Here is a 23,859-nt window from a genome sequence, read left to right on the forward strand (position 1 = left end):
CTTCCTGGTCTCGGGGGTTCGGATCGAGCCAGAGTCGGGTGCGGCGGACCCGGCTCGTTCATGACCTGTTCACGCGCTGTGGAGTCAGTACACCGCCGTGTACTCCGCCGGGGTCAGTCACCGAAACCATGAAGGAGTTCGCTGGTCGGGGCGGTCATCTTGTAGATTCGTATGAACGGAGGCCATCAGTAACCTCCCGGCTTTCCTGTGGAAACGTGGGAAACAGCCCGGCAAGCACAGAATGCGGCTGATGAGGGCCCGGAACCGTCGGCGGACCTCCTCGACCCGGCGGCCCCCGGCCGGCCGGCCCCTCACGCCTCATCGTGGTTTCCGTGGACTACGGGGTGGTTTTCGTGGACCTCGTGGACTACGTGGGCCTCGTGGACCTCGTGGACCTCGTGGATTTCGTGGATTTCGAGACAAGGAACGGCGGCGACGAGAATGCGGCTGCGCGCACTGCTGGACACCGATGCGCTGGGCCTGCGGCTGCTCGGCGGCGAGGACGAGCTGGACCGCACCGTACGGGGTGTGATGACCACCGACCTGCGGGACCCGAGCCGCTACCTCTCCGGGGGTGAGCTGGTGCTGACGGGCCTGGCGTGGCGGCGGGACGCGGCGGACTCGGATCCTTTCGTGCACATCCTGGTGCAGGCCGGCGTGACGGCGCTCGCCGCCGGCGAGGCCGAGCTCGGCGCGGTGCCGGACGACCTGGTCACCGCCTGCGCCCGGCACCGGCTGCCGCTGTTCGCGGTGCACGAGTCGGTGGCGTTCGCGACGATCACCGAGCACGTCGTCCGGCAGGTGTCCGGCGAGCGCGCCGGGGACCTCGCGGCCGTCGTCGACCGGCACCGGCGGATGATGACCTCGGGTCCGGCGGGCGGCGGCCCCGACGTGGTCCTGGACCTGCTCGGCTCCGACCTGGACCTGCGCGCCTGGGTCCTCTCCCCCACCGGGCGGCTCATCGCCGGCCCCAAGGTGTCGGGCCCCGGGCCTGCCCCGGAGGTGTGCGCGCAGCTCGCGGCGGAGCACCTGGCGGCCGCCCGCACCGGCCGCCACGGCCCGCACCGGGTGGTCGTGGGCCAGAGGACGTACTCCCTCTTCCCCGTCCGCTCCGGCGGACGCTCCCCGCGCGCTCCCCGGGACACGCGGGACGTGCGGGACGTGCGGGAGACGGTGCTGTCGGACTGGCTGCTGGCCGTCGAGGCGGACGCCGGGGACTGGGCGGAGGAGCGGCTCGACCTGCTCCAGGGCGTCACCCAGCTCATCGCCGTCGAGCGGGACCGGCGCGACGCGGCGCGCACCGTGCGCCGGCGGCTCGCGCAGGAGGTGCTGGAGCTGGTCCAGACGGGCGCGGCCCCCGCCGAGATCGCGGCGCGGCTGCGGGTGGCGGCGCCGGTGCTGCTGCCGGGCCTCGGGGCCGCCCCGCACTGGCAGGTGGTGGTGGCGCGCGCCGAGTGGGACGGCGGGGAGATCGAGGGCGGTCCGGTCGCCCAGGCGCTGCTGGAGGAGGTCCTGGTGGACCCGCGCACCACCGGCCCCGAGCCCTCCGACCGCATCGCCGTCGCCCAGATCGGGGACGAGGCCGTCGCCCTGGTCCCGCTCCCGGCGGTCTCCACCGAGCACGACGGCCCGGAGCCGGGCGTTCTGGCCGACGTCCTCCTCGCCGCCGTCCGGGAACCGCTGTCGGCGGGCCTGGACGACGACGGCCGGGTCACCGTGGGCGTCAGCGCGGCGGTGCACTCGGCGGAGGGGCTGCGCGGCGCCCTGGAGGAGGCGCGGCACGCCCGCCGGGTGGCGGCGGCCCGCCCCGGCCGGGTGTGCGCGGCGGGCCACCAGGAGCTCGCCTCCCACGTGCTGCTGCTGCCGTTCGTGCCCGACGACGTCCGGCGGGCCTTCACCGCCCGTCTGCTGGACCCGCTGCGCGACTACGACCGCCGCCACCGCGCGGAGCTGATCCCCACGCTGGAGGCCTTCCTCGACTGCGACGGCTCCTGGACGCGGTGCGCCTCCCGGCTCCACCTGCACGTCAACACGCTGCGCTACCGGGTCGGCCGGATCGAGCAGTTGACGAGCCGTGACCTGTCACGGCTGGAGGACAAGCTGGACTTCTTCCTGGCGCTGCGGATGAGCTGAGGGTCGGCTGAAGGACCGACTGACGGACCGACTGGCGGGTCGGCTGACGGTCGGCTGAAGGACCGACTCACGGACCGGCTGACGGACCGGCTGACGGGTCGGCTCACGGACCGGCTGACGGTCGGCTGAAGGATCGACTCACGGACCGGCTGACGGTCGGCTGAAGGATCGACTGACGGACCGGCGGACGGACCGACTGACGCATCGGCTCACGGACCGGCGGCCGTGGGGCCGAAACCTGTGGGCCCCAGGAGTCCCACGACTTTGTGAAATCCTTCACCCGCCCCCTTGGCCCGGCCGGGCCAGTCGTGCTGAGATGCGGCCACCACTCACAGCTCGACGGCGCGCTTGGGCCTGCCCTCCGGATCAGGCCGACGAGGAGGGACGGTGCCTGGTGACGCCGGTGAGCGGGGCTTGGTGCGTGCGGCCTCGGGGCGCGGGCGGGCGCCGGTGCGGTGCACCGGCGGCCGGCGACACCGCCGAGGACGCCCCCTCCCGGGGAGCGCGCGCCACGTCCCGTGACCCCGGGCTGAGCCGAAGGACCGGACCTTGGGGAGGGCAACGTGGCGTACACCGCCATGTCTGGTAACGGAACGACCGCTGGTGACGATCCCCTCCGGACCGCGGTATGGCGGTTGCGCTCGCGGGGCTGCTGGGCCGACGCCGCGGCCCTGCTCCCGCCGGGCACCGCGGCGGGCGCCATCCAGCGGGCCGCACTGCTCGTGGAGCGGTGCCTGTACACCGAGCAGGGCTGGCAGGACGCGGAGGACGCCCTGCGGTCGGCCGAGGCGCTGGCGCACTCCGACGAGGAGCGGGGCGCCGCCGCCTGCGAACGCGGGCACCTGGCGTACGCGGCGACCGTGCACGGGGTGCGCGACCGGGTCGACGAGGCGCGGGCCGCGCTCGGGCGGGCGGCGGCGCTGATCCCTCCGGAGGCGCCGGGCCGGGCGCTGCTGGACTTCCGGCGCGGCCTGCTCGCCGAGAACATCGCCCGCTCCCCGCAGGCCGCCCGCACCGCCTACCGGCGCGCCCACACGGCCGCCGCGGCCCACTCCGACGCCCTGCTGCTGTCCTTCACCTGGCGCCACCTCGCGGGCCTCGCCCTGCGCGACGGCGACCTGTCCGAGGCACGGCACGGTTTCGCCGAGTCCCTGCGGATCCGGGAGGAGCTGGGCTACCTGGTGGGCACGGCACCGGCCCTGGCCTCCCTGGCGGACGCGGAGACCGAGCCGGAGGCGTCCCGGCTGCGGGAGGAGGCCCGCCGGCTGTTCCGTCTGCTCGGCGGCGTCCCGACCTGGCTGGCACGGGAGTTGTTCCCGCCGGCGGCGACGGCGTAGCGGCCCCGGCAGGCGTCCAGGTAGCCCCGGCAGGCGTCCGGGCAGCCCCGGCCCACGCCCCGGGCAGCCCCCGGCGCACGCACCCGGGCAGCCCCGGCCCACGCACCCGCGCCGCCGTCCCTCTCGCATCCGGGCGGCCTTCGACGCGTGCGCCGGGCCGCCCGCGGTCACCCGGAAGGCCCCGCCGTCGGCCGCCCCCGGCCGCGGCACGCTGCCGCGGGTGCGGCGGCCGCAGGGCCGTGGGGGGGCGGCGCCCTGCCCGTGCTCCCACCCGCCCGCGGCGGGGGCACCACGACGGGACATCACGGCGACCCCGCGCAAACGGCGCCCGGCAGCGGCCACCCACGACCCGCGCCCGCCGCGAGACAGGCGCGGGCGTCCGCCGTGACGCGGACGCGGGTCGTGCGGCGGGCACGGCGAGGCGGACGCGCCGAAGGCGTGCACGGGGCCACCGGCCGACCCCGACACCGACCCGCCGCCGCAGGTGCGGCGGCCGCCGGACCCTGCCGGGCGGCGCCCTGCCCGCACTCCCACCCGCACGCCGCGCGAGCACCACGACGGGACATCACGGCGCCCCCACGCGGACAGTGCCCGGCAGCGGCCACCCGGCGGCAGCGCGCCGCAGGCGGACGCGCCGGAGGCGTGCACGGCGAACGTGGGCATGGCGGTGCTCACCACGCCTCACCGCGCCGAGAGCCCAGGGCGCACCGAACGCGGGTACGGCGAACGCAGGCGCGGCCGCGCTCACCGCGTCAAGGGCTCAGGGCCGACCGATGGCGAGCACGGCGAACGCGGGCATGGCGTTACTCACCGCGTCGCGGGCTCAGGGCCGACCGATGGCGAGCACGGCGAACGCGGGCATGGCGTTACTCACCGCGTCGAGCGCTCCGGGGCGCCGTCGGCGGCGCGTTCAGCTCGACCCGGTGAAGTGCTCCCGCACCAGGGTCTGCGCCACGTCCAGGTCGCCCGCCGTCAGCGCCTCCAGCAGGGCCGTGTGTTCCGCCGCGTCGGCGACGAGGTCCGCGCGGCCGCGGGAGGGCGGGCCGCCGACCAGCGGCCACTGCGAGCGGCGGTGCAGGTCCTCGGCGACGCCGACGAGCTGGTCGTTGCCGGACAGGGCCAGGACGGCGCGGTGGAAGGCCCGGTCCGCCTCGGCGTAGGCGGCGCGGCAGCCGGAGGCCGCGGCGCGGACGGTGTCCTCGGCGAGCGGGCGCAGGTCCGCCCAGCGGTCGGCGGGGACCGTGCGGGCGAGCCGCAGCATCACGGGAACCTCGATCAGCGCGCGCACCTCGGCCAGTTCGGCCAGTTCGCGGGCGCCTCGCACGACCACCCGGAAGCCCCGGTTGGGCACCACCTCGACGGCGCCCTCCAGAGCGAGTTGCTGCATGGCCTCGCGGACCGGGGTCGCGGACACCCCGAAGCGTTCACCGAGGACCGGCGCCGAGTACACCTCGCCCGGGGTGAGATCGCCGGTGACGAGCGCCGTGCGCAGGGCGTCGAGGATCTGGCCGCGCACGGAGGCGCGCTGGACGACGGGACGCGGCCGCGGGAGGAGCACCTCGCCGTGCGTGTGCTCACCGCGCACCGCGCCGGGCGCGGACACGTTCCCGACGGGGTCGTCGGCCACGTCCCGTTCGCGTTCCGCCGCGCGCGGGACGCCCGGTACGCCGGCGGGTCCGCCGCACCCTTCGGGGATCCCCGTCCCGGCAAAGCCCTGCGCGCTCCGCTCCACGGGGGTCCTCCTGAGGGACGTTTCGGTACTTGGGGTCATTACGACGGGTTGTTACTCGCCCGTCAAGCACCTTAGGCCCCCTGGCCGCCAGTTCAAATCCACACCACAATGAGTAAGGTAAGGCTTACCTCTTCGACACTCATGGATCGGTGGTCCCGGCATGCCCGTACGCCCTTCGGCCCCCTCGGCCGTGACGGACGCCTACCGGCGCCTCTCCGAGGTCTTCCCGGGCTTCACCGTCCTGGAGCTGGAGGACGGGGACCCGGCGCCCCGGGGCGGCGGCTGGGTCGCGGCCTCCGAACTCGCCGAGGGCGGACCGGCCCTGGAGTCCTTCCTGGCCTGGGACGACGCCCAGGTGCTGCGCGACTACGGACAGAAGGCCCGCCCGGACGTCGTCGCGAGCTTCGGACTGCACCGGTACGCCTGGCCCGCCTGCCTTCTCGTCACCGTCCCGTGGTTCCTGCACCGCCGCGTGCCCCGCTTCCCCGTGACCCACGTGTCGTACGACCGCACCGGTGAGGGCATGCGGATGGCGGTCCGCGCGCCCGCCTCGTTCGCCTGCCTGCCGGGCGACCCCGCCGCGGCGCTGCCCGGCGCGCGGGTGGTCGCGGACGAGGAGGCGCTGCGGGCCGAGGTGCGGGCGGCGGTCGCCGAACACCACGAGCCGGTCCTGGCCGGCTTCGCCCCGCGTGCGCGGCGGCGCGGCCGCGCCCTGTGGGGCATGATCACGGACGAGGTCGTGGAGGGGCTCTGGTACATAGCCCATCTGCTCGGCGAGGGCGAGCAGGAGCGGGCGCGGCACGAGCTCGAACTGCTGCTGCCGGGGGCGACCCGGCCGTACGTCGGATCGGCCGCCTTCCGTGAGCTGACCGGACCGGACGGGCAGGCGCTGCCCACCCGCGACCGGGCGAGCTGCTGCATGTTCTACACGGTGCGCCCCGCGGACACCTGCGCCACCTGCCCGCGCACCTGCGACGCGGACCGCGTCTCCAAGCTCACCGCCGTCGCCGCGAGTTGAACACCCCTCAGGAAAACGTCCGGGGACGCCCCGGGGGCGACTCCCTCGTCAGGTTCCCGTAAGATCACCCGAACGAGACTCCCGCTCGGTCACAGGCACTTCACAATCCCCTCACCCGGCGCAGGAACTTTCCGCGGAACCACCCGTGCGGGTAGTCTTATTAGAACTCAACTCCCGCCCCTCACGCGGCAGTTCGAGCAGAACGTCGCCCTGGGCATCCCCTTGCACCTCCTTGGCGGCCTCTTGCCCCGAAACCCCCTGAGGGCAGGCGGGATTGGTCCACTATGGCGGGCGTTACGCCCTATCCCAATGCAAGGGACCCCAGATGAGATTGACCGACATATCGCTGAACTGGCTGCTTCCGGGCGCCGTACTGCTCCTGGGCATGCTGGCGGCGGTGGCGGTGCTCCGGCGCGGCAAGAACTCCTCGGGGAAGGACACCAGCGCGGACGACTCGTGGGAGCGCAGCGAGGAGCGGCGCAGGCGCAAGGAAGCCATCTACGGAATCGCTTCCTACGTCCTGCTGTTCTGCTGCGCCGCCGTGGCGGCCGCGCTCTCCTACCGAGGACTCGTCGGCTTCGGCCGCGAGAACCTGAGCCTTTCCGGCGGCTGGGAATACCTGGTCCCCTTCGGCCTCGACGGCGCGGCCATGTTCTGCTCCGTCCTCGCGGTGCGCGAGGCCAGCCATGGTGACGCGGCGCTCGGCTCCCGGATACTGGTGTGGACGTTCGCGGGTGCCGCCGCCTGGTTCAACTGGGTCCACGCGCCCCGCGGCCTCGGTCACGACGGCGCTCCGCAGTTCTTCGCGGGCATGTCCCTGTCCGCCGCGGTGCTCTTCGACCGCGCGCTGAAGCAGACCCGCCGCGCCGCGCTCCGCGAGCAGGGCCTGGTGCCCCGTCCGCTGCCGCAGATCCGCGTGGTGCGCTGGCTGCGGGCCCCCCGTGAGACGTACAAGGCGTGGTCGCTGATGCTCCTGGAGGGCGTGCGCAGCCTGGACGAGGCCGTCGAGGAGGTCCGCGACGACAAGGCCCGCAAGGAGGAGACCAAGCTGCGCCGTCGCGAGCAGCAGCGTGTCGAGCGGGCCCAGCTGAAGGCGATCAGCCGCGGCCACGGCCGCTGGCCCGGCCGCGGTGGCGGCGGTGGCGGCGGCACCCGCCAGCTGGAGGCCCAGGCCACCCTGGAGCGGGCCACCTCCGAGCGCGTTCCCGCGGAGCCTGCCATAGCCAACTCGGCCGAGCAGCTGCCGGTCCGGCCGCGCCCCTCCCTCCAGCCCGTCCGCCACGGCTCCGACGCACTCACCGTCGACCTCACGGCGGAGGACGACACCATGGCCCTGCCGCGACTGGACTCCCTGGAGCGCAAGCTCAAGGACCTGGAGCAGCAGTTCGGCTGATCGGTGAGCGGTAACGGGAAGGGGGCGCGGCCATGCGGGCCGCGCCCCCTTCCCGTTGCCCCGGTCCCGTCGTCTCAGGCCGTTCCTGTCGTCTCAGGCCGTTCCTGTCGTCTCAGGCCGTTTCCGTCGTCTCAGGCCGTGCCCGTCGTCTCAGGCCGCTCCCGCCTCCAGTTCGAACCACACCGCCTTGCCGACCCCGTGGGCCCGGACACCCCAGGCGTCCGCGAGGGACTGCACCAGGAGCAGGCCCCGGCCGTGCGTGGCGCCGTCGGTGGCCGCCGGGCGCGGCTGCGGAGGGCGGGAGACGAAGTCCCGTACCTCGACCCGCAGGCCGGCCGGTCCCACGGTCGCCGTCAGCACCGCGTCGTGATCGGTGTGGACGAGCGCGTTGGTGACGAGTTCGCTGGTGAGTAGTTCCGCTATGTCCGTGCGTCCCGCCCGGCCCCAGTGCCGCAGCATCTCGCGCAGCGCCCGCCGCGTCTCGGGGACGGCTCTCAGATCCGCCCGCCCGAGTCTGCGCCGCAACTGGGACGCCCGCGCGTGCCCCTCGGCTCCGTCGGCCCCGTCTGCCCCGTCGGGCCCGTCCTCCGCCGTCTGCTTCGCCGAGGTGTCCGCGATCACGGTCGCACCGCTGCCTCGTGCCTGCCTCTTCATGACCCCCGCCCGCGTGCCGATTGTCGGTTCCCCCCTGCTCGAACACGTTCATGGGGATGCTTGCCCCGTGGGTCCGGGGGCAGTCATGCCGGATCGTCGACGACCAGGTGTTCGGCCACGGCCCCGGGCCCTCGCCCGGCCACTCCTCCGGGCCCCGGCCGGGACCGCCGGCGCGGGGCACGGCGGTGCGTGCGCCGTTTGCGCGGCGTTCGCCGCGTTCGCCGCCGGGCCCGGGTGCCGTCGGTGCCGTCCCCCGGGAAGGCGGGCGGAGGGGGCGGGCCGCGGGGCCACCGGCCTTGGGCCCGGCCGACGTCCGAGGGCGGCCCCTCCGCTCCCCCGTCCACGGCTCGTCGCGGGAAGAGCCTGGTCGACGCGGTGGCCGCGGACGGACGGGCGGTTGCGCGGAGGGCCCGGGGGGCCGCCGGATGGGTACGGCCGTCTCACCGCCGTGCCCGGCGGCGGCCCCGGCCCGCGCGACGCAACCGCCGTACGACGGCCCGGGCGTGCCCGTGCGGGGAGTGCACCGGCGCCGCCGGTACGGGAGGGCCGCCGGCCGCGGCCGTCCCGCGCGTCGTCGCGCTTAGGTGCCCGTGGACGTGCCGACCGCCCGGGGTGGGCCGCCCGGCCGATGCGTGTCTGCCGCTCCGGCCGTAGTCCGGGAAGAGGTGGGGCGCGAGACCTCGGCCAGGAACTCCGCGGGCGCCGGCGGGCGGGCCCGGCGGGCGCCGGAGGCCCCGCCCGCGCGCCGGGCCCGCCGACACCCCCCTCCGCGCCGCCGCCCCGACACGGCTCGCGAAGTTGGCCGGAATCCGGTGGTGCCCGACCGGGCCGCACCCGTCGACGTCGCCCGTACGGGCCGCCGCCCTCCCGCCCCCCGTTGGCGGGAGGGCGGCGGCCCTGTCCTACTGCGGTGGCCGTCCCCCTTGTCGCCGGCCGTCCGGATTTCGCGGTGACCGTCCACGTCTCGGCGGCCGTCAGGAATCCTCGGCAGCCGTCACCGTCTCGGCGGCCGTGCGGATTCCTCGGCAGCCGTCCCGATTCCTCGGGAGCCGTCACCGTCTTGGCAGCCGTCCCGATTCCTCGGCGACCGTCCCCGTCTCGGCAGCCGTCCCGACTCCTCGGCAACCGTCCGGACTCCTCGGTGGCCGTCCCGACTCCTCGGCAACCGTCCGGACTCCTCGGTGGCCGTCCCGACTCCTCGGCAACCGTCCCGACTCCTCGGCAACCGTCCGGATTCTTCGGTGGCCGTCCGGTCAGTGGAGCTTGTCGACGGCGCGGGTGGTCGTCTTCTTGAAGGCCTTCACCGGTGCGTCGCCGAAGTCGCCCATCTGTCCCCAGTCCACGACCGTCACGGTCCGGCCGTCCCGGCCGACGGAGAGGAGCCGGATGTCGGAGGCTCCCCAGGAGGTCTCGGTGTGCAGCCCGTGCACACGGGCGCCCTCCTCCACGTCCAGCGTGCCGTAGTCCCTGCGGGCGGCGTCGGTCTCCGGGTCGGCCCGCTCGATCCGCGCCGGGCAGGAAGTGATGTCCCGGTTCAGGCGCGAGACCAGGCTCTTCGCCGCGCGGGTGTCCTTCAGTACGACGGTGATCTGACGGGCGCCCGTGTCCAGGTCGGTGCGGAACTCACGGTGCCAGGCGGCGGCGTGGCCCGGCAGCGCACGGCCCAGGCAGCGGTCCGCCTCCACCGCTTCGGGCACGCCGCGGGTGATCCGGCCGGCCGTCCAGGCCGACGACGGGTGCGGCGGCAGGTCCCGGGCCGCGAGGAAGCCGGGCGTCCTCGGGACGGCGCCGGCCGGTGCGGCGAGGACGGTGCCGAGGGTGAGGCCCGCGGCGGCGAGGGCGGTGAGGGCGCCTGTGCGGATGCGCTTGGACATGGGTGTCCCCCGTGCGGAGTGGGTGCGTGGGTGTGAGGGCGTCGCGCCGGTGGCGCGGAGGGTCGGTCCGGGCCTGTTCGGCGGCGACACCCAGAGCATCGGCGGTCGCGCCGGCCGACGGCAAGCTCCGGGGCCCGGCCGGTCGGCATGGAACCGTCCCAGGCCGTCTGACGTGCAGGTACATGAGTGCCTGGGATGCCGTCCCGGGCCGGGGCGGGTCTGGGCGAGCGCGGGGGAACAGTGTCGACCGGTGACCGTACGGACGAAGTGGCGGAGTTCGCGGCCCTGCTGACGGAGCTGAAGGTGCGGACGGGGCGGAGCTACGGTTCCCTGGCGCGCCGGCTCGGCATGAACACCTCCACACTGCACCGCTACTGCGCCGGGGAGGCCGTACCCCAGGACTTCGCGCCCGTGGAGCGGCTGGCGGAGTTCTGCGGGGCGTCACCGCAGGAGCGGCTCGCACTGCACCGCCGGTGGATGGCGGCGGTGGCGGCGCGACAGCGGCCCCGTACGGCAAACTCCCCGCCCTTGCCCGAGACGGCGGCGGAAACCGACGTGCCCGACCTGCCCGACCTGCCCGACGCTCCGCGCCGCACCGCGGACACCGCCGTCGCACCCGCCCCCGCCCGGCACCGCCGTCACGTCCCGGTGCTGCTGGGCGGTCTGGCGTGCGCCCTCGTCGCCACGCTCGGCGCGCTGTCCGGGCTGCCCGCCGACCGCCCGCCCGCCACCGAGGCCGGGGCCGGGGCCGGGGCCGGGCCGTCCGGCGCCGGCCCGTCCCGGACGACCGCCCCGGCGGCCCCGCACCGCCCCTCCCCCACACCCTCCACGTCCCCGACACCGGCGGGCTCCCCCACCCGCTCCCGCACGCCCGCGCCCACGCCCGGCACCGGCGGGCCGTCCCCGTCCGCCCCGGACGCCACCGCGCCGACGGCCACGGCCACGGACGCGGCCGTCCCCCTCGCCTGGACGGCCGACTCCCACGCCTGGGCGTTCGGCTGCGGTCACGACTACGTCCTCGCCGAGCCGCCCGCGCGGGTCCCGCCGCCCCCGGCGCCGCAGGACGCCGCGGCGTGGGCCGCGGCGCAGGGGGCCGTGCACGGGCGGGAGACCATCGTGGAGATCTCGGTGCAGGGCCGCAGTTCCACGGCCGTGGTCCTGACCGCGCTGCGGGTCCGCGTCGTCGGCCGCGCGGAGCCCGCGCCGGGCCACGCCTACGCCATGGACCAGGGCTGCGGCGGCGCGGTCAGCCCCCGTCACTTCGCCGTCGACCTGGACCAGGACCGGCCGGTCGCCCGCGCCGTCACCGGCGACGACTCCGGCACACCGCTCCCGGCGGTCCGGCTGCCGTACCGGGTGTCCGCCGAGGACCCCGAGGTGCTGCTGGTGACCGCGTCGACACGGGACTGCGACTGCTCCTGGTACCTGGAGCTCGACTGGTCCTCCCAGGGCCGCGCCGGAACGGTCCGCGTCGACGACCGCGGCCGCCCGTTCCGCACCCGCTCCCTCGAGGGCCTGCCGCGCCATATGTACGACACCTCCGCCCGCCGCTGGGTCCCCTACGGGTAGGGGCCGGTCGGCCGAGGTCGCGCGTCCGCCCTCACGGGCGCGGGACGTTGCGGAGGTTGGAGCGGGCCATCTGGAGCATCCGGCCGACTCCGCCGTCCAGCACGATCTTCGACGCGGACAGCGCGAACCCGGTCACCATCTCGGCGCTGATCCTGGGCGGGATGGACAGCGCGTTGGGGTCGGTGACGACGTCGACCAGGGCCGGGCCCTGGTGCCTGAAGGCGTCCTTCAGCGCGCCGGCGAGGTCCTTGGGCTTCTCGACGCGCACCCCGTGGGCGCCGCAGGCGCGGGCGACGGCGGCGAAGTCGGGGTTCTTGTTGGCGGTGCCGTGCGAGGGCAGCCCGGCGACCAGCATCTCCAGTTCGACCATGCTGAGCGAGGAGTTGTTGAAGAGGACGACCTTCACCGGCAGGTCGTACTGGACGAGGGTGAGGAAGTCCCCCATGAGCATGGAGAAGCCGCCGTCGCCGGAGACCGACACGACCTGCCGCTTCCGGTCGGTGAACTGGGCTCCGATCGCCATGGGCAGCGCGTTCGCCATCGGGCCGTGGGAGAAGGAACCGATGATGCGGCGGCGCCCGTTGGGTGAGAGGTAGCGGGCCGCCCAGACGTTGCACATGCCGGTGTCGACCGTGAAGACCGCGTCGTCGTCGGCGAGTTCGTCGAGGACCGAGGCGACGTACTCGGGGTGGATCGGAACGTGTTTGTCCACCTTCCGGGTGTAGGCCTTGACGACGCCCTCCAGCGCGTCGGCGTGTTTCTTCAGCATCTTGTCGAGGAAGCGCCGGTCGTTCTTCTCCCGCACGCGCGGGACGAGACAGCGCAGGGTCTCGCGCACGTCGCCCCAGACGGCCAGGTCCAGCCGGGAGCGCCGGCCGAGGTGCTCGGGCCGTACGTCGACCTGGGCGATCCGGACGTCGTCGGGCAGGAAGGCGCTGTACGGGAAGTCGGTGCCGAGCAGGATCAGCAGATCGCACCCGTGGGTGGCCTCGTAGGCGGCGCCGTAGCCGAGGAGGCCGCTCATGCCGACGTCGTACGGGTTGTCGTACTGGATCCACTCCTTGCCGCGCAGGGCGTGCCCCACCGGGGACTTGATCTTCTCGGCGAACCGCATCACCTCGGCGTGCGCGCCCGCGGTGCCGCTGCCGCAGAACAGGGTGACCTTGTCGGCCGCGTCGATCATCCCGACCAGCCGGTCGATCTCCTCGTCGCCGGGGCGGACGGTGGGGCGGCTGGTGACGAGGGCGGTCGCGGCGGTCTGCTCGGGAGCGGGCTCGGCGGCGATGTCGCCGGGGAGCGAGACCACGCTGACGCCGCTGCGGCCGACCGCGTTCTGGATGGCGGTGTGCAGCAGTCTCGGCATCTGCCGCGGGCTGGAGATGAGTTCGCTGTAGTGGCTGCACTCCTGGAAGAGGCGGTCGGGGTGCGTCTCCTGGAAGTAGCCGAGGCCGATCTCGCTGGAGGGGATGTGGGAGGCGAGGGCGAGGACGGGTGCCATGGAGCGGTGCGCGTCGTACAGGCCGTTGACGAGGTGCAGGTTGCCCGGCCCGCAGGAGCCCGCGCAGGCGGTGAGCTTCCCGGTGATCTGGGCCTCGGCGCCCGCGGCGAAGGCGGCGGTCTCCTCGTGGCGGACGTGGACCCAGTCGATGCCGGCGTGGCGGCGGACGGCGTCCACGACAGGGTTCAGGCTGTCCCCCACGACGCCGTACAGGCGGGTGACCCCGGCGCGGACGAGGATGTCGACGAACTGCTCGGCGACGTTCTGTTTGGCCATGGTGCTCTCGTGCCCCTTCGGTATCCGTAGATCCCTTCGGACCCTCCGGGTTCCATGAATCCACAGGGGCCGCCGTCATGCCTCCCAGACGGCGGCGGCCGTACGGTCGTCGGCGTACCCCTTGACCCGCGCCTGGGTGTCGGCGAGGAACGCGGCCAGTCCGGGCGGGACGGCCTCGGACCACCGTTCCGCCAGGTGGCCGAGGAGCGCGGGCTCACCGCGCAGCGGGTCGGCCAGGCCTCCGGTGCACAGCAGGAGCGTGTCACCCGGGCGGGCTACGGAGGCCCGGAAGCGGAAGGGTTCACGGGCCGGCCCGGAGACCGGTCCGGAGGACGGACCGGAGGAGGGGCCGGAGACCGAGCCGGAGGAGGGGCCGGAGGACGGCTCGTACGGGTTCGGCGCGGTCGGGATGCCCAGGTCCATGGTGAGGCGGTCGCCCTCGGGGGTCTCGGCCGGCGGGGAGCCGAAACCGACGACCGGCTCGCCGGTGACCTCACCGGCCCGCGGTTCGATGTCCTGCCACGCGCCGTCCCGCAGCCGGAACAGCCCGCCCGGTCCGACACCGAAGAAGACCCGCGTACGGCACGCCGGGTCGGCGGGCAGCAGCAGGCACCGCAGGGTGGCCGCGTACTCCTGCGGTTCCAGGCCCTGTTCGGCGGCGCCGGCGCGGAGCCGGCCGAGGCTGCGGTCCGTGAGACGGTGCAGGCCCGACTTCAGGTCGCCGCGCCGGCCGGCCCTTATGTCCTCCGCGAGGCGGACGTGACTGCGGCCCACGGCCCGCCCGATCCACCGGCACACCTCGGCGGCCGCCCGGTGCGCCCCCGGCGTGGCCCGGGCGCCGGTCGCCATCGCGACCAGCAGCAGCGCCTGCTCGCCGGTGCCGAACCGCGCGGTGAGCAGCGCGTCGCGGCGCGGCTCGCCCCGGTAGCGCGCCGAGTCGCCCCGCACGGACGCGGCCCGCAGCGTGCAGACCCCGTACCGGGCACCGTCCAGCACGGTGTCGGCCACCACGTCGTCGAGCGCGTCCGGGTCGGCGGGCGGCAGCGCGGTCGGCTCGGCGTCGTACGTGGGCGGCCCGGACCCGACGTAGGGCTGCACGGCGGGTCGCGCGGCGTGCCGGGGGGCGGATCGCGGCGCGGCGACGGCCGGCGGGAAGGGGGTCGCCGCGCCGGTGGCGGAGGCGGTGGGGGCGTGCGGGGGTGCGGGGGGCGCGTAGGGCTGCGCGGGGGCGGGAGGGCGTGCGGGGTGGGTGCCGGGGGGTGCGGTGGGTGCCGGGGGCGCCGGCTGGGAGGGGGTGGACGCGGCGGTCTCCGGCATCGACTTGGGCTCCGGCTCGGGGGCGGACTGGGGCTGGGGGGCGGGAGGGGAGGGGGCGGACAGGGGCTGGGGGGCGGGAGGGGAGGGGGCGGACAGGGGCTGGGGGGCGGGCTCCGCCAGCGGCTCCGGGGGCGTACGGCCGGAGGAGGCGGAGGGTGCGGGGCGCTGGGCCGCCCGCTGGTCGAAGCCCGGGGGCAGCGGACCGGGCGGGAAGGTGGTGGGGCCGGGCGGGATGGCCGACGGGGGCTCCCAGGGGGCGTGTCGGCGTCCAGGTGGCGGTGGGGCGGGGGGTGCGACGGGGGGTTGGGCGGGAGCGGGGGGCGCAACGGGGGGCTCGGCGGGAGCGGAGGCCGGCCCGGTGACGGGACCGCTTTCCGGCCCGACGGCGGCACCGCTTTCCGGCCCGACGGCGGCACCGGCTTCCGGCCCGACGGCGGCACCGGCTTCCGGCCCGACGGCGAGACCGGCTTCCGGCCCGACGGCGAGACCGGTTTCCGGCCCTGTGACAGGGCCGACGCCCGGCTCGGCGGCGGGACCGGCACCCCACTCGGCGACGTGCCCGGCACCCGGCCCGGCGGCGGGACCGGCACCCGGCCCGGCACCTGGCTGGGCACCCGGCCCGACGTCCGGCCTGCGCGGCGGGCCGGAGGTCGGCCCGGCGGCGGTGCCGCTGCGCGGCGGCGGGACGGCGGGTGTCGACCTCGGAGGGGCGGCGGGCCGGGGCGGCGCGGTGGCGGGCGGCGGCGCCTCACCCCGCGCCCACCAGTCCTCCTGCCCGGCGCGATCGCCCTGCTGTGCGTGGTCGGCCCGTTCGGGCTGCGCGGCCCCCTCGGACCACTCCGGTCCCTCCGACCGCTCGGACCACTCCGGTCCCTCCGGCCGCTGGGACCCCTCAGGTCCCTCGGGCGGTCCGTCGCTTCCGGACCGTCCAGGGCGTCCGGCCGGGTCGATACGGTCCGGACGCTCGGCGGCCGGCGCGAAGCGGGTTCCCGGCACCGCCCCCGCCCCCGCCCCCGCCCCGGACGCGTCCGCGCCCTCGCCCCGCCGCTCCCGGTCGGCCGCCGTGTCCGCGTCCGTCCCGTCCGCCGCCGTCCCTGCGGGAAGTACGGTCCCCTCGGGGCGCCCCGCGCTCTCGGGACGCACCCCGCTCTCGGGACGCACCGCCCCCGCCGCCGACGCGAAGCGGTCGTCGAGCGAGTCGCCGGCCGCCGCCGGCCCGTGGTCCTCGGCGGAGTCGTCGTACAACTGCCCCCACCAGTCGTCCTCGTGACCGGTGGGCCTACCCCCCTGCTGGCTCATGTCCCCGATTGTCCACGGCACGGGCCCTGGGGGAACGGGGCATCGGGAAAATGCGACCGGGCTGCCGGGACCCGGCGGGCGACCGCCCGAACGGGGGTGCGACGAGTGGGTGGAGAGGCCGCCGGGCGGTCCCACCCCCCACGGGAGGACCGACCGGCGGCCTCGGGTGACCCGGGCTCAGATCCCCTAGGCGCCCCTGCGCGTCATGAGCCCGCGTCACGTTCCGGGTGCCCGCCGACGCCGTGCCGATGCGGCCGACGGTCACATGTGTACGTCGTGGATCGAGATCGGATCCGCCGTGACGGATGATCGCGGTCGCGGTCGCGGCCGCAGTCACGGTCACAGTTCACAGTCACGGATGATCACCGGCGGCCGCCCCGCCACACCATGGCAGAGCGCCCCCGGGTAGGGCGATGATGTGCGACGGCGGGATGGCGCCGTGGCGGTTTCCCGCCATGGACGACGGGGTGGTCAGGGAGGGCAACGGCGGATGCTGGGAGCGATCGGGCTCGACGGGACACACGAGTCGGCGTACCGGGAGCTGGTGTCCGTGGGCGCCGCCGACGTACCGGACCTCGCGCGCCGGCTGGCCCTGGGCGAGCACGACACCGAACGCGCGCTGCGCCGGCTGGAGCTGCACGGGCTGGTCGCGCAGTCCTCGGGACGGGCCGGCCGCTGGGTCGCCGCGCCGCCCGGTGTGGCCCTGGCCGCGCTGCTCACCCAGCGGCGGCACGAGCTGGAGCAGGCGGAGCTGGCGGCGGCGCTGCTGGCGGAGGAGTACCGGGCGACGGCGGCCGAGCCGTCCGTGCACGATCTGGTCGAGGTGGTGACGGGCGCGGCGGCGGTCGCGCAGCGCTTCCTCCAGATCCAGCTGGGCGCGAGCGACGAGGTGTGCGCGCTGGTCACCGGGACGCCCGTGGCCGTGACCGGCGTGGAGAACGACGCGGAGGAGCAGGCCGCGGCCCGCGGGGTGCGCTACCGCGTGGTGCTGGAACGGGCGGTCCTCGACCAGCCGGACGGCGTGACGGAGCTGACGGCCGCGCTCGGCCGGGACGAGGAGGTGCGGGTCGTGGACCGGGTGCCGACGAAGCTCGTCGTGGCGGACCGCTCGCTCGCCCTGGTGCCGCTCACCGGCCGCTCGGCGGAGCCCGCCGCGCTGGTGGTGCACGCCAGCGGGCTGCTGGAGCTGTTGTCGGGGCTGTTCGAGTCGGTGTGGCGGGAGGCACTGCCGCTGCGGCTCGGCGCGGACGGCGTCGTCGACCGGGACCCCGCCTGCCCCGACGGCCCGGACGCCGCCGACCTGGAGGTCCTGTCCCTGCTGCTGGCCGGCCTGACCGACGCGAGCGTCGCCAAACAGCTCGACCTGGGCCTGAGGACCGTACAGCGCCGGGTGAAGCGGCTGATGGAGCTGACGGGCGTGACGACCCGTCTCCAGCTGGGCTGGCACGCGTACGAACGCGGATGGGTGACCCGGGAACACTAGAACCCCCGAACCCCCGAACCCGCGCACCTACCAGCCCCCGAACCCCCCGGGCGCCCGCCTTGACCTGCGCCTTCGCCCGGTCTCCGGCAGGCTGGGCAGATGGGCGTGTGGGAACTCCTGCTGGTCGGGCTGGTCATCCTGCTCGGCCTGTGCGGAGTGATGGTGCCCGGTGTTCCGGGGTCGTGGCTGGTGTGGGCCGCGGTCCTGTGGTGGGCGCTGAAGGACCCGCAGCCCGTCGCCTGGGCGGTGCTGGTGGGGGCGACGGTCGCCCTGTTCCTGTCCCAGGTGGTGCGCTGGGCCCTGCCGCCCCGCCGGCTGCGTGTGGACGGCACCACCCGGCGGATGGCGGTGTACGCGGGCGCGGGGGCGTTCCTCGGCTTCTTCCTGCTGCCCGTGTTCGGCGCGATCCCGGGATTCCTGGCCGGCGGCTACCTGGCCGAGCGCCTGCGCCTCGGCCGCTCCGACGCGGCCCGCGCGTCCCTGCGCACGGCGATGCGCGCCGGCGGCTCCAGCGTCCTCGCGGAACTCTTCACCTGCCTGCTGGTCATGGGGGCGTGGCTGGGCGCGGTGCTGTGGGGGTGACGGGGTGTGCGCGGCGGAGGGGCCGAACGCCGCGGGAGGACGGGTGTGGGCGACGGCGTGGCCACGGCCTCGGCCTCCTCACCACGCCCCCTCCAACCCGAGCAGCCGCACCTTGCGTTCCAGGCCGCCCGCGTAGCCGGTGAGGGAGCCGTCGGCGCCGATGACGCGGTGGCAGGGGCGCACGATGAGCAGGGGGTTGGCGCCGATCGCGCCCCCGACGGCCCGTACGGCGGGCCGGGAGGCGCCGATCCGGGCGGCGATCTCGCCGTAGGTGGTGGTGGCGCCGTAGGGGACGGTGTCGAGGGCGGCCCACACCCGCTCACGGAAGGCGGTGCCCTCGGCCCGCAGCTCCAGGTGGAACTCCTTGAGTTCGGCGGCGAAGTAGGCGGCGAGCTGTTCCTCGGCGGCGCGGAAGGGTCCGCGGTCGGGCCGCCGGCCGTCCGGGACGGGCCGTGCCCCCTTCTGGCCGGGCACGGACAGCGAGGTCAGCGCGCCGTCCGGGGCGGCGGTCAGGAGCAGGGGGCCGAGCGGGCTGTCGACGCTAGTCCAGTACATGGGTTTCCTTCGCTGCGTGCAGGTGGTGGAGGGCGTACGTCCGCCAGGGACGCCAGGTGTCGGGCACGTCGGTGCCGGGCGGTGCGACGTCGGGGTCGCCGAGGGCCCTGGCCCGGACGTCGGCGACCGTGCGCCCGTCCAGGCCGGGCAGCGCGAGCAGCGCCGCCTGGGCGTCGTCCCGGTCCGCGCCCGCGTCGAGGCGCACGGTGCCGTCGGCGAGGGCGGTGGCGAGGGTGCCCACGGGGCCCGGGACCCCCGCCAGCGCCGCCGGTTCGGGGAAGAGGTGGGTGAGGCTTCCGCTGGGGGCGTCCAGGGCCTTGCCGTGGGCGGCCACCAGGTGTGCGGTGGCGCTCCGGCCCGCCAGCGCCCGCACCGCGTACTCGTCCGGGTCGGCGGCGCCGGGCGCGCGCAGTCCGGGCCGGGCGGCGACGAGCGGGGCGAGCCGCGGGTCCGCTCCGAGCCGCTCGTCGACGGCATAGGGGTCGGCGTCGAGGTCGAACAGCCGCCGCAGCCGCTGGACGGCGGTGGTGAGGTCGCGCGGGTCTGTGAGGTGCAGCCGGGCGGGGAGCCAGCCACCGGGGTGGACGGCGGAGGCGAGCGCGGAGCCCGTCCGTTCCTCGACGGCGGCGATCCCGGTGCCGTACGGCAGACGGAGCGTACGGCGGTAGGTGCGGTGGCCGGGAGGGCCGTCGACCTCCTCGACGCCGGTGACGGCCTCGCGTCGCAGCAGGTCGAAGACGGCGGCCGCGTGGTACGGGCCGCGGTGGGCGAGCCGCAGCGGGATCCCGCCGCCGGGGGCGGCCGTACGGCCCCGGCGGGGGGCGGCGTCCCGCAGCCGGGTCGGGGTCAGCGCGTACACGGCGCGGATGGTGTCGTTGAACTGCCGGACGCTCGCGAAGCCCGAGGCGAAGGCGATCTCGGTGACCGGCAGGTCGGTGGTGCGGAGCAGCACCCGCGCGGTGTGCGCGCGCTGCGCCCGCGCGAGGGCGACGGGCCCGGCCCCCAGCTCGGCGGTGAGCTGCCGCTGCACCTGGCGGGCGCTGTAGCCGAGGCGCGCGGCGAGCCCGGCGACACCCTCCCGGTCGACGACGCCGTCGCCGATCAGCCGCATGGCCCGCCCGACCACGTCGGCGCGCGCGTTCCAGTCGGCCGAGCCGGGCGCGGCGTCCGGGCGGCACCGCCGGCAGGCCCGGAACCCCGCGCCCTGCGCGGCGGCGGCCGTCGGGAAGAACCGCACGTTGCGCCGTTTCGGGGTGACGGCGGGGCAGCTGGGCCGGCAGTAGATGCCGGTCGTCGCGACGGCGAAGAAGAACACGCCGTCGAACCGGGCGTCCCGGCTGCGCACCGCCTCGTACCTGGTCTCCTCGTCCATCACGGGTCCAGTCTTCGCCCGTGCGGAGGGCGCCGCTAGCGGGATTCGGACGGGGTGGTGGGTGGCGGCCGGTCGCCGCCCACCACCCCGACCGGCCGCAGTGCGCCCAGCACCCCCACCGGCCGCAGTGCGCCCAGCACCCCCGCCGGCCGCAGTGCGCTCACCGCCACTGCCCGCGCTTGGCCCGTCCGGCCGCCCGGCCGTCGGCCTGCTTGCGCTTCCAGTCCTGCCGGGCGTCGGCGCGGACCCGGGCGTCGGACTTGGCGGTGATCCACTGGTTCTCGCGGACGAGCTTGCGGTAGCTGTCCAGGCGGCGCGGGGACAGGTCGCCCGCGTCGAGGGCGGCCACGACCGCGCAGTCCGGCTCGTACTCGTGGGCGCAGTCGTGGAAGCGGCAGCCGCGGGCGAGTGCGTCGATCTCCGAGAAGACCTGGCCGACGCCGTGCCCGGCGTCCCAGAGCCCGACGCCGCGCAGTCCCGGCGTGTCGATGAGCACCCCGCCGCCGGGCAGCGTCAGCAGGTTGCGGGTGGTGGTGGTGTGCCGGCCCTTGCCGTCCAGGTCACGGGTGGCCCGGACGTCCATGACGTCCTCGCCGACGAGCGCGTTGGCGAGCGTCGACTTTCCCGCGCCGGAGGTCCCGAGCAGCGCGGAGGTGCCCCCGCCGAGGGCGCCCGTCAGCTCCCGGACGCCCTCGCCGGCGAGGGCGCTGACGGTGTGGACGGGCACCCCGGGCGCGCTGCGCTCGACGTCCTCGACGAGGTAGGCCCGTACGGCCGGGTCGGGCACGAGGTCGGCCTTGGTGAGGACGACGACCGGCTGGGCGCCGGCTTCCCAGGCGAGTGCCGACTGGTGCAGCAGGGCCTCACCGTTCGAACAGGACATGGCCAGTGCCAGATACCGCTCGATCCGCCCAAGGTCGAGTTCGACCGCGAGCGACACACAGATGACGACGTGATCGATGTTGGTGGCCAGTACCTGGCCCTCGGAACGCTTCGACGACGTCGAGCGGACGAAGGCGGTACGGCGCGGCAGGAGCGTCCGCACGTAGCGCGGATCGCTGCCTTCCGGGTCGACGGCGACCCAGTCGCCCGTGCACACGACCTTCATCGGGTCACGAGGGACGACGAACTCGGTGTCGGCGCGGATGGTACCGGCCGCTGTGACGACATCGCACCGACCACGATCGACCCGTACGACGCGGCCGGGCAGGAGCCCCTGAGCCGCGTGGGGCGAGAACACGGCTTCCCACTCCGCATCCCAGCCGTAGGGGGCGAGCGCACGCGAAGAAGAAACCTCGGAAGAGGAGAAAGACAAGGGGAACCCTTCGAAGGGCGGCCCCGGCAGCGCGTCAGGCGCGCGGATGTCGGGTGGCTGTCAGCCGGAGACCGCAGGAGTGTGGATGACGTACTGAGAGCGGGCACTGCCCTGCGTGATGGCAATCATCGACATACACCTCCTGCTTTCTTCCTCATCCTTGCGCGCTCATCCTTGCGCGTTCATCCTTGCGCGAACGGCCTGAATGCAGGCGCTCTGTGCGTGAGTACCGCCTTGCGGTCCAGAGCGTACGGGAGGCAGTGCCGCGGCGCCACGTCTTACGTCTTTTCGGGGACGTCGCGATGCGACGGCGACCCGGCCGTCCAGGTCTCCTCCCGCCTTCGCGGCCGTTCACCAGGTACTTGTCTGCCCGGCCGGTGCGGTTGCGGCGTGAGGCCGCAACCGCCGGCTCAGGCCGCGGCCCGCCGTCCCGGACTCGGATCCGGCGAACGGCGATAACCGTGCCGGGGCGAGTCGTGGCCGGGACGTCGGGGCCGCGGTTGGGGTCCGGTCAGGCGGTGGTCAACGCGCACTGGCCTCGGTCGGCCTTCATCGGTCCGGCGGCGCTGGGGCGGACCTCGAAGTCGAACATGGCGGTGGGTACGTACAACGAGCAGCAGGCGTTGGGGATGTCGACGATGCCGCTGATACGTCCCTCTATGGGGGAGGAGCCGAGCAGCAGGTAGGCCTGCTCTCCGCTGTAGCCGAACTTCTTGAAGTACTCGACGGCGTTGAGGCAGGCCCGGCGGTAGGCCAGTGTCGCGTCGAGGTAGTAGTTCGTGTCCGTGTCGTGGTCGACGGAGATCCCGATGAAGGTGAGGAACTCCGTGTACCGCGGCTCGACGTTGCCCGGAATGAACACGGGGTTGGTGGAGATCCCGTACGTCTCCATGCCGCCCTTGATCAGATCGACGTGGAAGTCGATGAACCCGCCCATCTCGATGGCGCCGCAGAAGGTGATCTCTCCGTCGCCCTGGCTGAAGTGCAGGTCGCCTCCGGAGAGCTTGGCGTCCTTGACGTGTACGGGGTAGAAGACCCGCGAACCGCGCGTGAAGTTCTTGATGTCGTGGTTGCCTCCGTTCTCACGGGCCGGCACCGTGCGTGCGCCTTCCTCGGCGATGCGGGTGGCGAGGTCTCCGGTGGCGGTGCCCGCGAGTGCGTTGGTGCTGTCCGGTGGTACGGCCAGTGGCGGGACCCGGTTCGGGTCGGTTTCGATCAGCGCCTGCTCGCGGGCGTTCCAGCGGGCGAGCATCTCGGCGGACGGGGCGGTTCCGAACAGCCCGGGGTGGGTGATTCCGGTGAAGCGGATTCCGGGAAGGTGGCGGGAGACGGCCTGCTGTCCGTGGAAATCCCATATCGCCTTGTACGCGTCCGGGAAGTAGTCGGTCAGGAAGCCGCCGCCGTTGGCCTTGGCGAAGATACCGGTGTAACCCCAGCCCTGGCCCGCCGCGTCCCCGGTCTGCTGCGGCACGGGGCCGAGGTCGAGTATGTCGACGACGAGCAGGTCGCCGGGTTCGGCGCCCTCCACGCCTATCGGACCGCTGAGCATGTGAGGGATGGTCAGGTCGATGTCGCGTACGTCGTCGGCGGTGTCGTTGTTGCCGACCTGGCAGTCGGTCCAGTCGCGGCATTCCATGCGGAACTCCGCTCCCGGCTTCACCATGGCGACGGTGGGGACGTCCGGGTGCCACCTGTTGTGACCGGGAACGCCCTGGTCACGCATCGACTTGCTGTGGTCCACACTGAAGAGAATTTCAGGCATGAGAACGAACTCCTAGATTCTGATCCGGTCAGGTCGGGGCGCCCGCGCCTCCGACCCGGGCGCCGGGTGAGGTCGGCCGGGGCGTTCTGTGGGTGCGCGGCCACAGCCCCGCGAACACCACGACGCCGAAGGCCGCCAGCGCGATGGCGATCTCGTCGGGATGCTTCCAGTAGCCGGAGAGCAGCAGCCCGGCAGGAATCACACCGGTGACCCAGCCTTCGATCGCCGTGACCCAACCGGTATAGACCCTGAGGTCGTCCTTCTTGAGGCCTAGCAGCAGGAAGAACAAGAACCACAGGAAGGCCCAGTAGAGCCAGATGACCCCGAAGGGGTAATCCTTGAAGAGCCGGAAATTGACGTACGAGTATCCCAGGGCGGCAACTGCCACGAACAGCGAGTAGTAGCCGACGCCGGTGCTGTCGAGATCGGCGAGCAGGCCGATACCCACATAGAGGTAGGTAAAGCCGAAGAGGTAGATGCCCGATGCCGCCAGGATCTTCATGGGGTCACCGTCGGCGGTGAAGATGAGGTAAGTCGGCGTCAGTACTTGCAGTGCACCTACGAAAAGGTTGAACACCGCTGCTGCTTTGGCATCGACCTTTCCGAGCAGCAGCAATCCGTTGATGAAGAGCACCGCACCGACGAAGAGCAGTCCCACGTTTCCCACGGGGACACACCTCCTAAGTCCGC

At 74.7% G+C, this 23,859-nt stretch carries 17 protein-coding genes; 7 read left to right on the forward strand and 10 right to left on the reverse strand.

Annotated elements, in window-relative coordinates; genetic code table 11:
- Nucleotides 1-441: 441 nt before the first annotated feature.
- Nucleotides 442-2,133 (forward strand): PucR family transcriptional regulator, encoded by a 1,692-nt coding sequence (locus ACFYWQ_RS11210; RefSeq protein ID WP_389515043.1) that lies wholly within the window; start codon nucleotides 442-444, stop codon nucleotides 2,131-2,133.
- A 578-nt stretch (nucleotides 2,134-2,711) separates the two neighbouring features.
- Nucleotides 2,712-3,470 carry a hypothetical protein gene (locus tag ACFYWQ_RS11215; protein ID WP_389515045.1) on the forward strand — a complete coding sequence of 253 codons (759 nt, stop codon included), beginning with the start codon at nucleotides 2,712-2,714 and terminating at the stop codon, nucleotides 3,468-3,470.
- A 910-nt stretch (nucleotides 3,471-4,380) separates the two neighbouring features.
- Here the strand turns inward: ACFYWQ_RS11215 and ACFYWQ_RS11220 are convergent.
- The gene (locus ACFYWQ_RS11220; RefSeq protein ID WP_389515047.1) at nucleotides 4,381-5,202 is read right to left on the reverse strand and encodes a GntR family transcriptional regulator; all 822 of its coding nucleotides are present in this window, start codon (nucleotides 5,200-5,202) and stop codon (nucleotides 4,381-4,383) included.
- Nucleotides 5,203-5,362: 160 nt separating this feature from the next.
- Between ACFYWQ_RS11220 and ACFYWQ_RS11225 the strand changes: the two genes are divergently transcribed.
- The gene (locus ACFYWQ_RS11225) at nucleotides 5,363-6,220 is read left to right on the forward strand and encodes a (2Fe-2S)-binding protein (RefSeq protein WP_389515049.1); all 858 of its coding nucleotides are present in this window, start codon (nucleotides 5,363-5,365) and stop codon (nucleotides 6,218-6,220) included.
- Nucleotides 6,221-6,545: 325 nt separating this feature from the next.
- A complete protein-coding gene (locus ACFYWQ_RS11230; RefSeq protein WP_389515051.1) occupies nucleotides 6,546-7,613 on the forward strand; it encodes a DUF2637 domain-containing protein in 1,068 nt (355 codons plus the stop codon).
- Nucleotides 7,614-7,763: 150 nt separating this feature from the next.
- Here the strand turns inward: ACFYWQ_RS11230 and ACFYWQ_RS11235 are convergent, their stop codons facing one another.
- Entirely contained in the window at nucleotides 7,764-8,267 is a 504-nt protein-coding gene (locus ACFYWQ_RS11235) for an ATP-binding protein (protein ID WP_389515053.1), read from the reverse strand.
- Between the two features lie 1,253 nt (nucleotides 8,268-9,520).
- On the reverse strand, nucleotides 9,521-10,141 hold the full coding sequence (locus ACFYWQ_RS11240) for a hypothetical protein (protein WP_389515055.1): 621 nt from the start codon (nucleotides 10,139-10,141) through the stop codon (nucleotides 9,521-9,523).
- A 240-nt stretch (nucleotides 10,142-10,381) separates the two neighbouring features.
- On the opposite strand from ACFYWQ_RS11240, the gene ACFYWQ_RS11245 reads away from it, so the two are divergent.
- Nucleotides 10,382-11,710, forward strand: coding sequence for a helix-turn-helix domain-containing protein (locus ACFYWQ_RS11245; RefSeq protein WP_389515057.1), 1,329 nt, complete (start codon nucleotides 10,382-10,384; stop codon nucleotides 11,708-11,710).
- Nucleotides 11,711-11,741: 31 nt separating this feature from the next.
- Here the strand turns inward: ACFYWQ_RS11245 and ACFYWQ_RS11250 are convergent, their stop codons facing one another.
- Together ACFYWQ_RS11250 and ACFYWQ_RS11255 are read right to left on the reverse strand one after the other, a co-directional pair.
- A complete protein-coding gene (locus ACFYWQ_RS11250; protein ID WP_389515060.1) occupies nucleotides 11,742-13,484 on the reverse strand; it encodes a pyruvate dehydrogenase in 1,743 nt (580 codons plus the stop codon).
- A 75-nt stretch (nucleotides 13,485-13,559) separates the two neighbouring features.
- The gene (locus ACFYWQ_RS11255; protein WP_389515063.1) at nucleotides 13,560-16,100 is read right to left on the reverse strand and encodes a protein phosphatase 2C domain-containing protein; all 2,541 of its coding nucleotides are present in this window, start codon (nucleotides 16,098-16,100) and stop codon (nucleotides 13,560-13,562) included.
- A 490-nt stretch (nucleotides 16,101-16,590) separates the two neighbouring features.
- Here ACFYWQ_RS11255 and ACFYWQ_RS11260 point away from each other — a divergent pair, with 490 nt between their 5' ends.
- Nucleotides 16,591-17,583: a helix-turn-helix transcriptional regulator gene (locus ACFYWQ_RS11260; RefSeq protein WP_389515065.1), complete on the forward strand. Its 993-nt coding sequence runs from the start codon at nucleotides 16,591-16,593 to the stop codon at nucleotides 17,581-17,583.
- A gap of 99 nt (nucleotides 17,584-17,682) precedes the next feature.
- Entirely contained in the window at nucleotides 17,683-18,165 is a 483-nt protein-coding gene (locus ACFYWQ_RS11265) for a DUF456 domain-containing protein (RefSeq protein ID WP_389515066.1), read from the forward strand.
- A 78-nt stretch (nucleotides 18,166-18,243) separates the two neighbouring features.
- Here ACFYWQ_RS11265 and ACFYWQ_RS11270 read toward each other — a convergent pair whose 3' ends face one another.
- The 5 genes from ACFYWQ_RS11270 to ACFYWQ_RS11290 all read right to left on the reverse strand — a co-directional run bounded on the left by ACFYWQ_RS11270 (nucleotide 18,244) and on the right by ACFYWQ_RS11290 (nucleotide 23,836).
- Nucleotides 18,244-18,720 carry a methylated-DNA--[protein]-cysteine S-methyltransferase gene (locus tag ACFYWQ_RS11270; protein WP_389515068.1) on the reverse strand — a complete coding sequence of 159 codons (477 nt, stop codon included), beginning with the start codon at nucleotides 18,718-18,720 and terminating at the stop codon, nucleotides 18,244-18,246.
- Nucleotides 18,707-20,092 carry a bifunctional transcriptional activator/DNA repair enzyme AdaA gene (locus ACFYWQ_RS11275; RefSeq protein ID WP_389515070.1) on the reverse strand — a complete coding sequence of 462 codons (1,386 nt, stop codon included), beginning with the start codon at nucleotides 20,090-20,092 and terminating at the stop codon, nucleotides 18,707-18,709. The genes ACFYWQ_RS11270 and ACFYWQ_RS11275 overlap by 14 nt, the downstream gene beginning before the upstream one ends.
- A 160-nt stretch (nucleotides 20,093-20,252) precedes the next feature.
- On the reverse strand, nucleotides 20,253-21,407 hold the full coding sequence (gene rsgA, locus ACFYWQ_RS11280) for a ribosome small subunit-dependent GTPase A (RefSeq protein WP_389515072.1): 1,155 nt from the start codon (nucleotides 21,405-21,407) through the stop codon (nucleotides 20,253-20,255).
- A gap of 511 nt (nucleotides 21,408-21,918) precedes the next feature.
- The gene (fmdA, locus tag ACFYWQ_RS11285) at nucleotides 21,919-23,169 is read right to left on the reverse strand and encodes a formamidase (protein ID WP_389515074.1); all 1,251 of its coding nucleotides are present in this window, start codon (nucleotides 23,167-23,169) and stop codon (nucleotides 21,919-21,921) included.
- A gap of 28 nt (nucleotides 23,170-23,197) precedes the next feature.
- Nucleotides 23,198-23,836: an AmiS/UreI family transporter gene (locus ACFYWQ_RS11290; RefSeq protein WP_389515076.1), complete on the reverse strand. Its 639-nt coding sequence runs from the start codon at nucleotides 23,834-23,836 to the stop codon at nucleotides 23,198-23,200.
- Between the last annotated feature and the right edge of the window lie 23 nt (nucleotides 23,837-23,859).

This window comes from Streptomyces sp. NPDC003247 (genome assembly GCF_042888135.1).
Classification (GTDB): Bacteria; Actinomycetota; Actinomycetes; order Streptomycetales; family Streptomycetaceae; genus Streptomyces.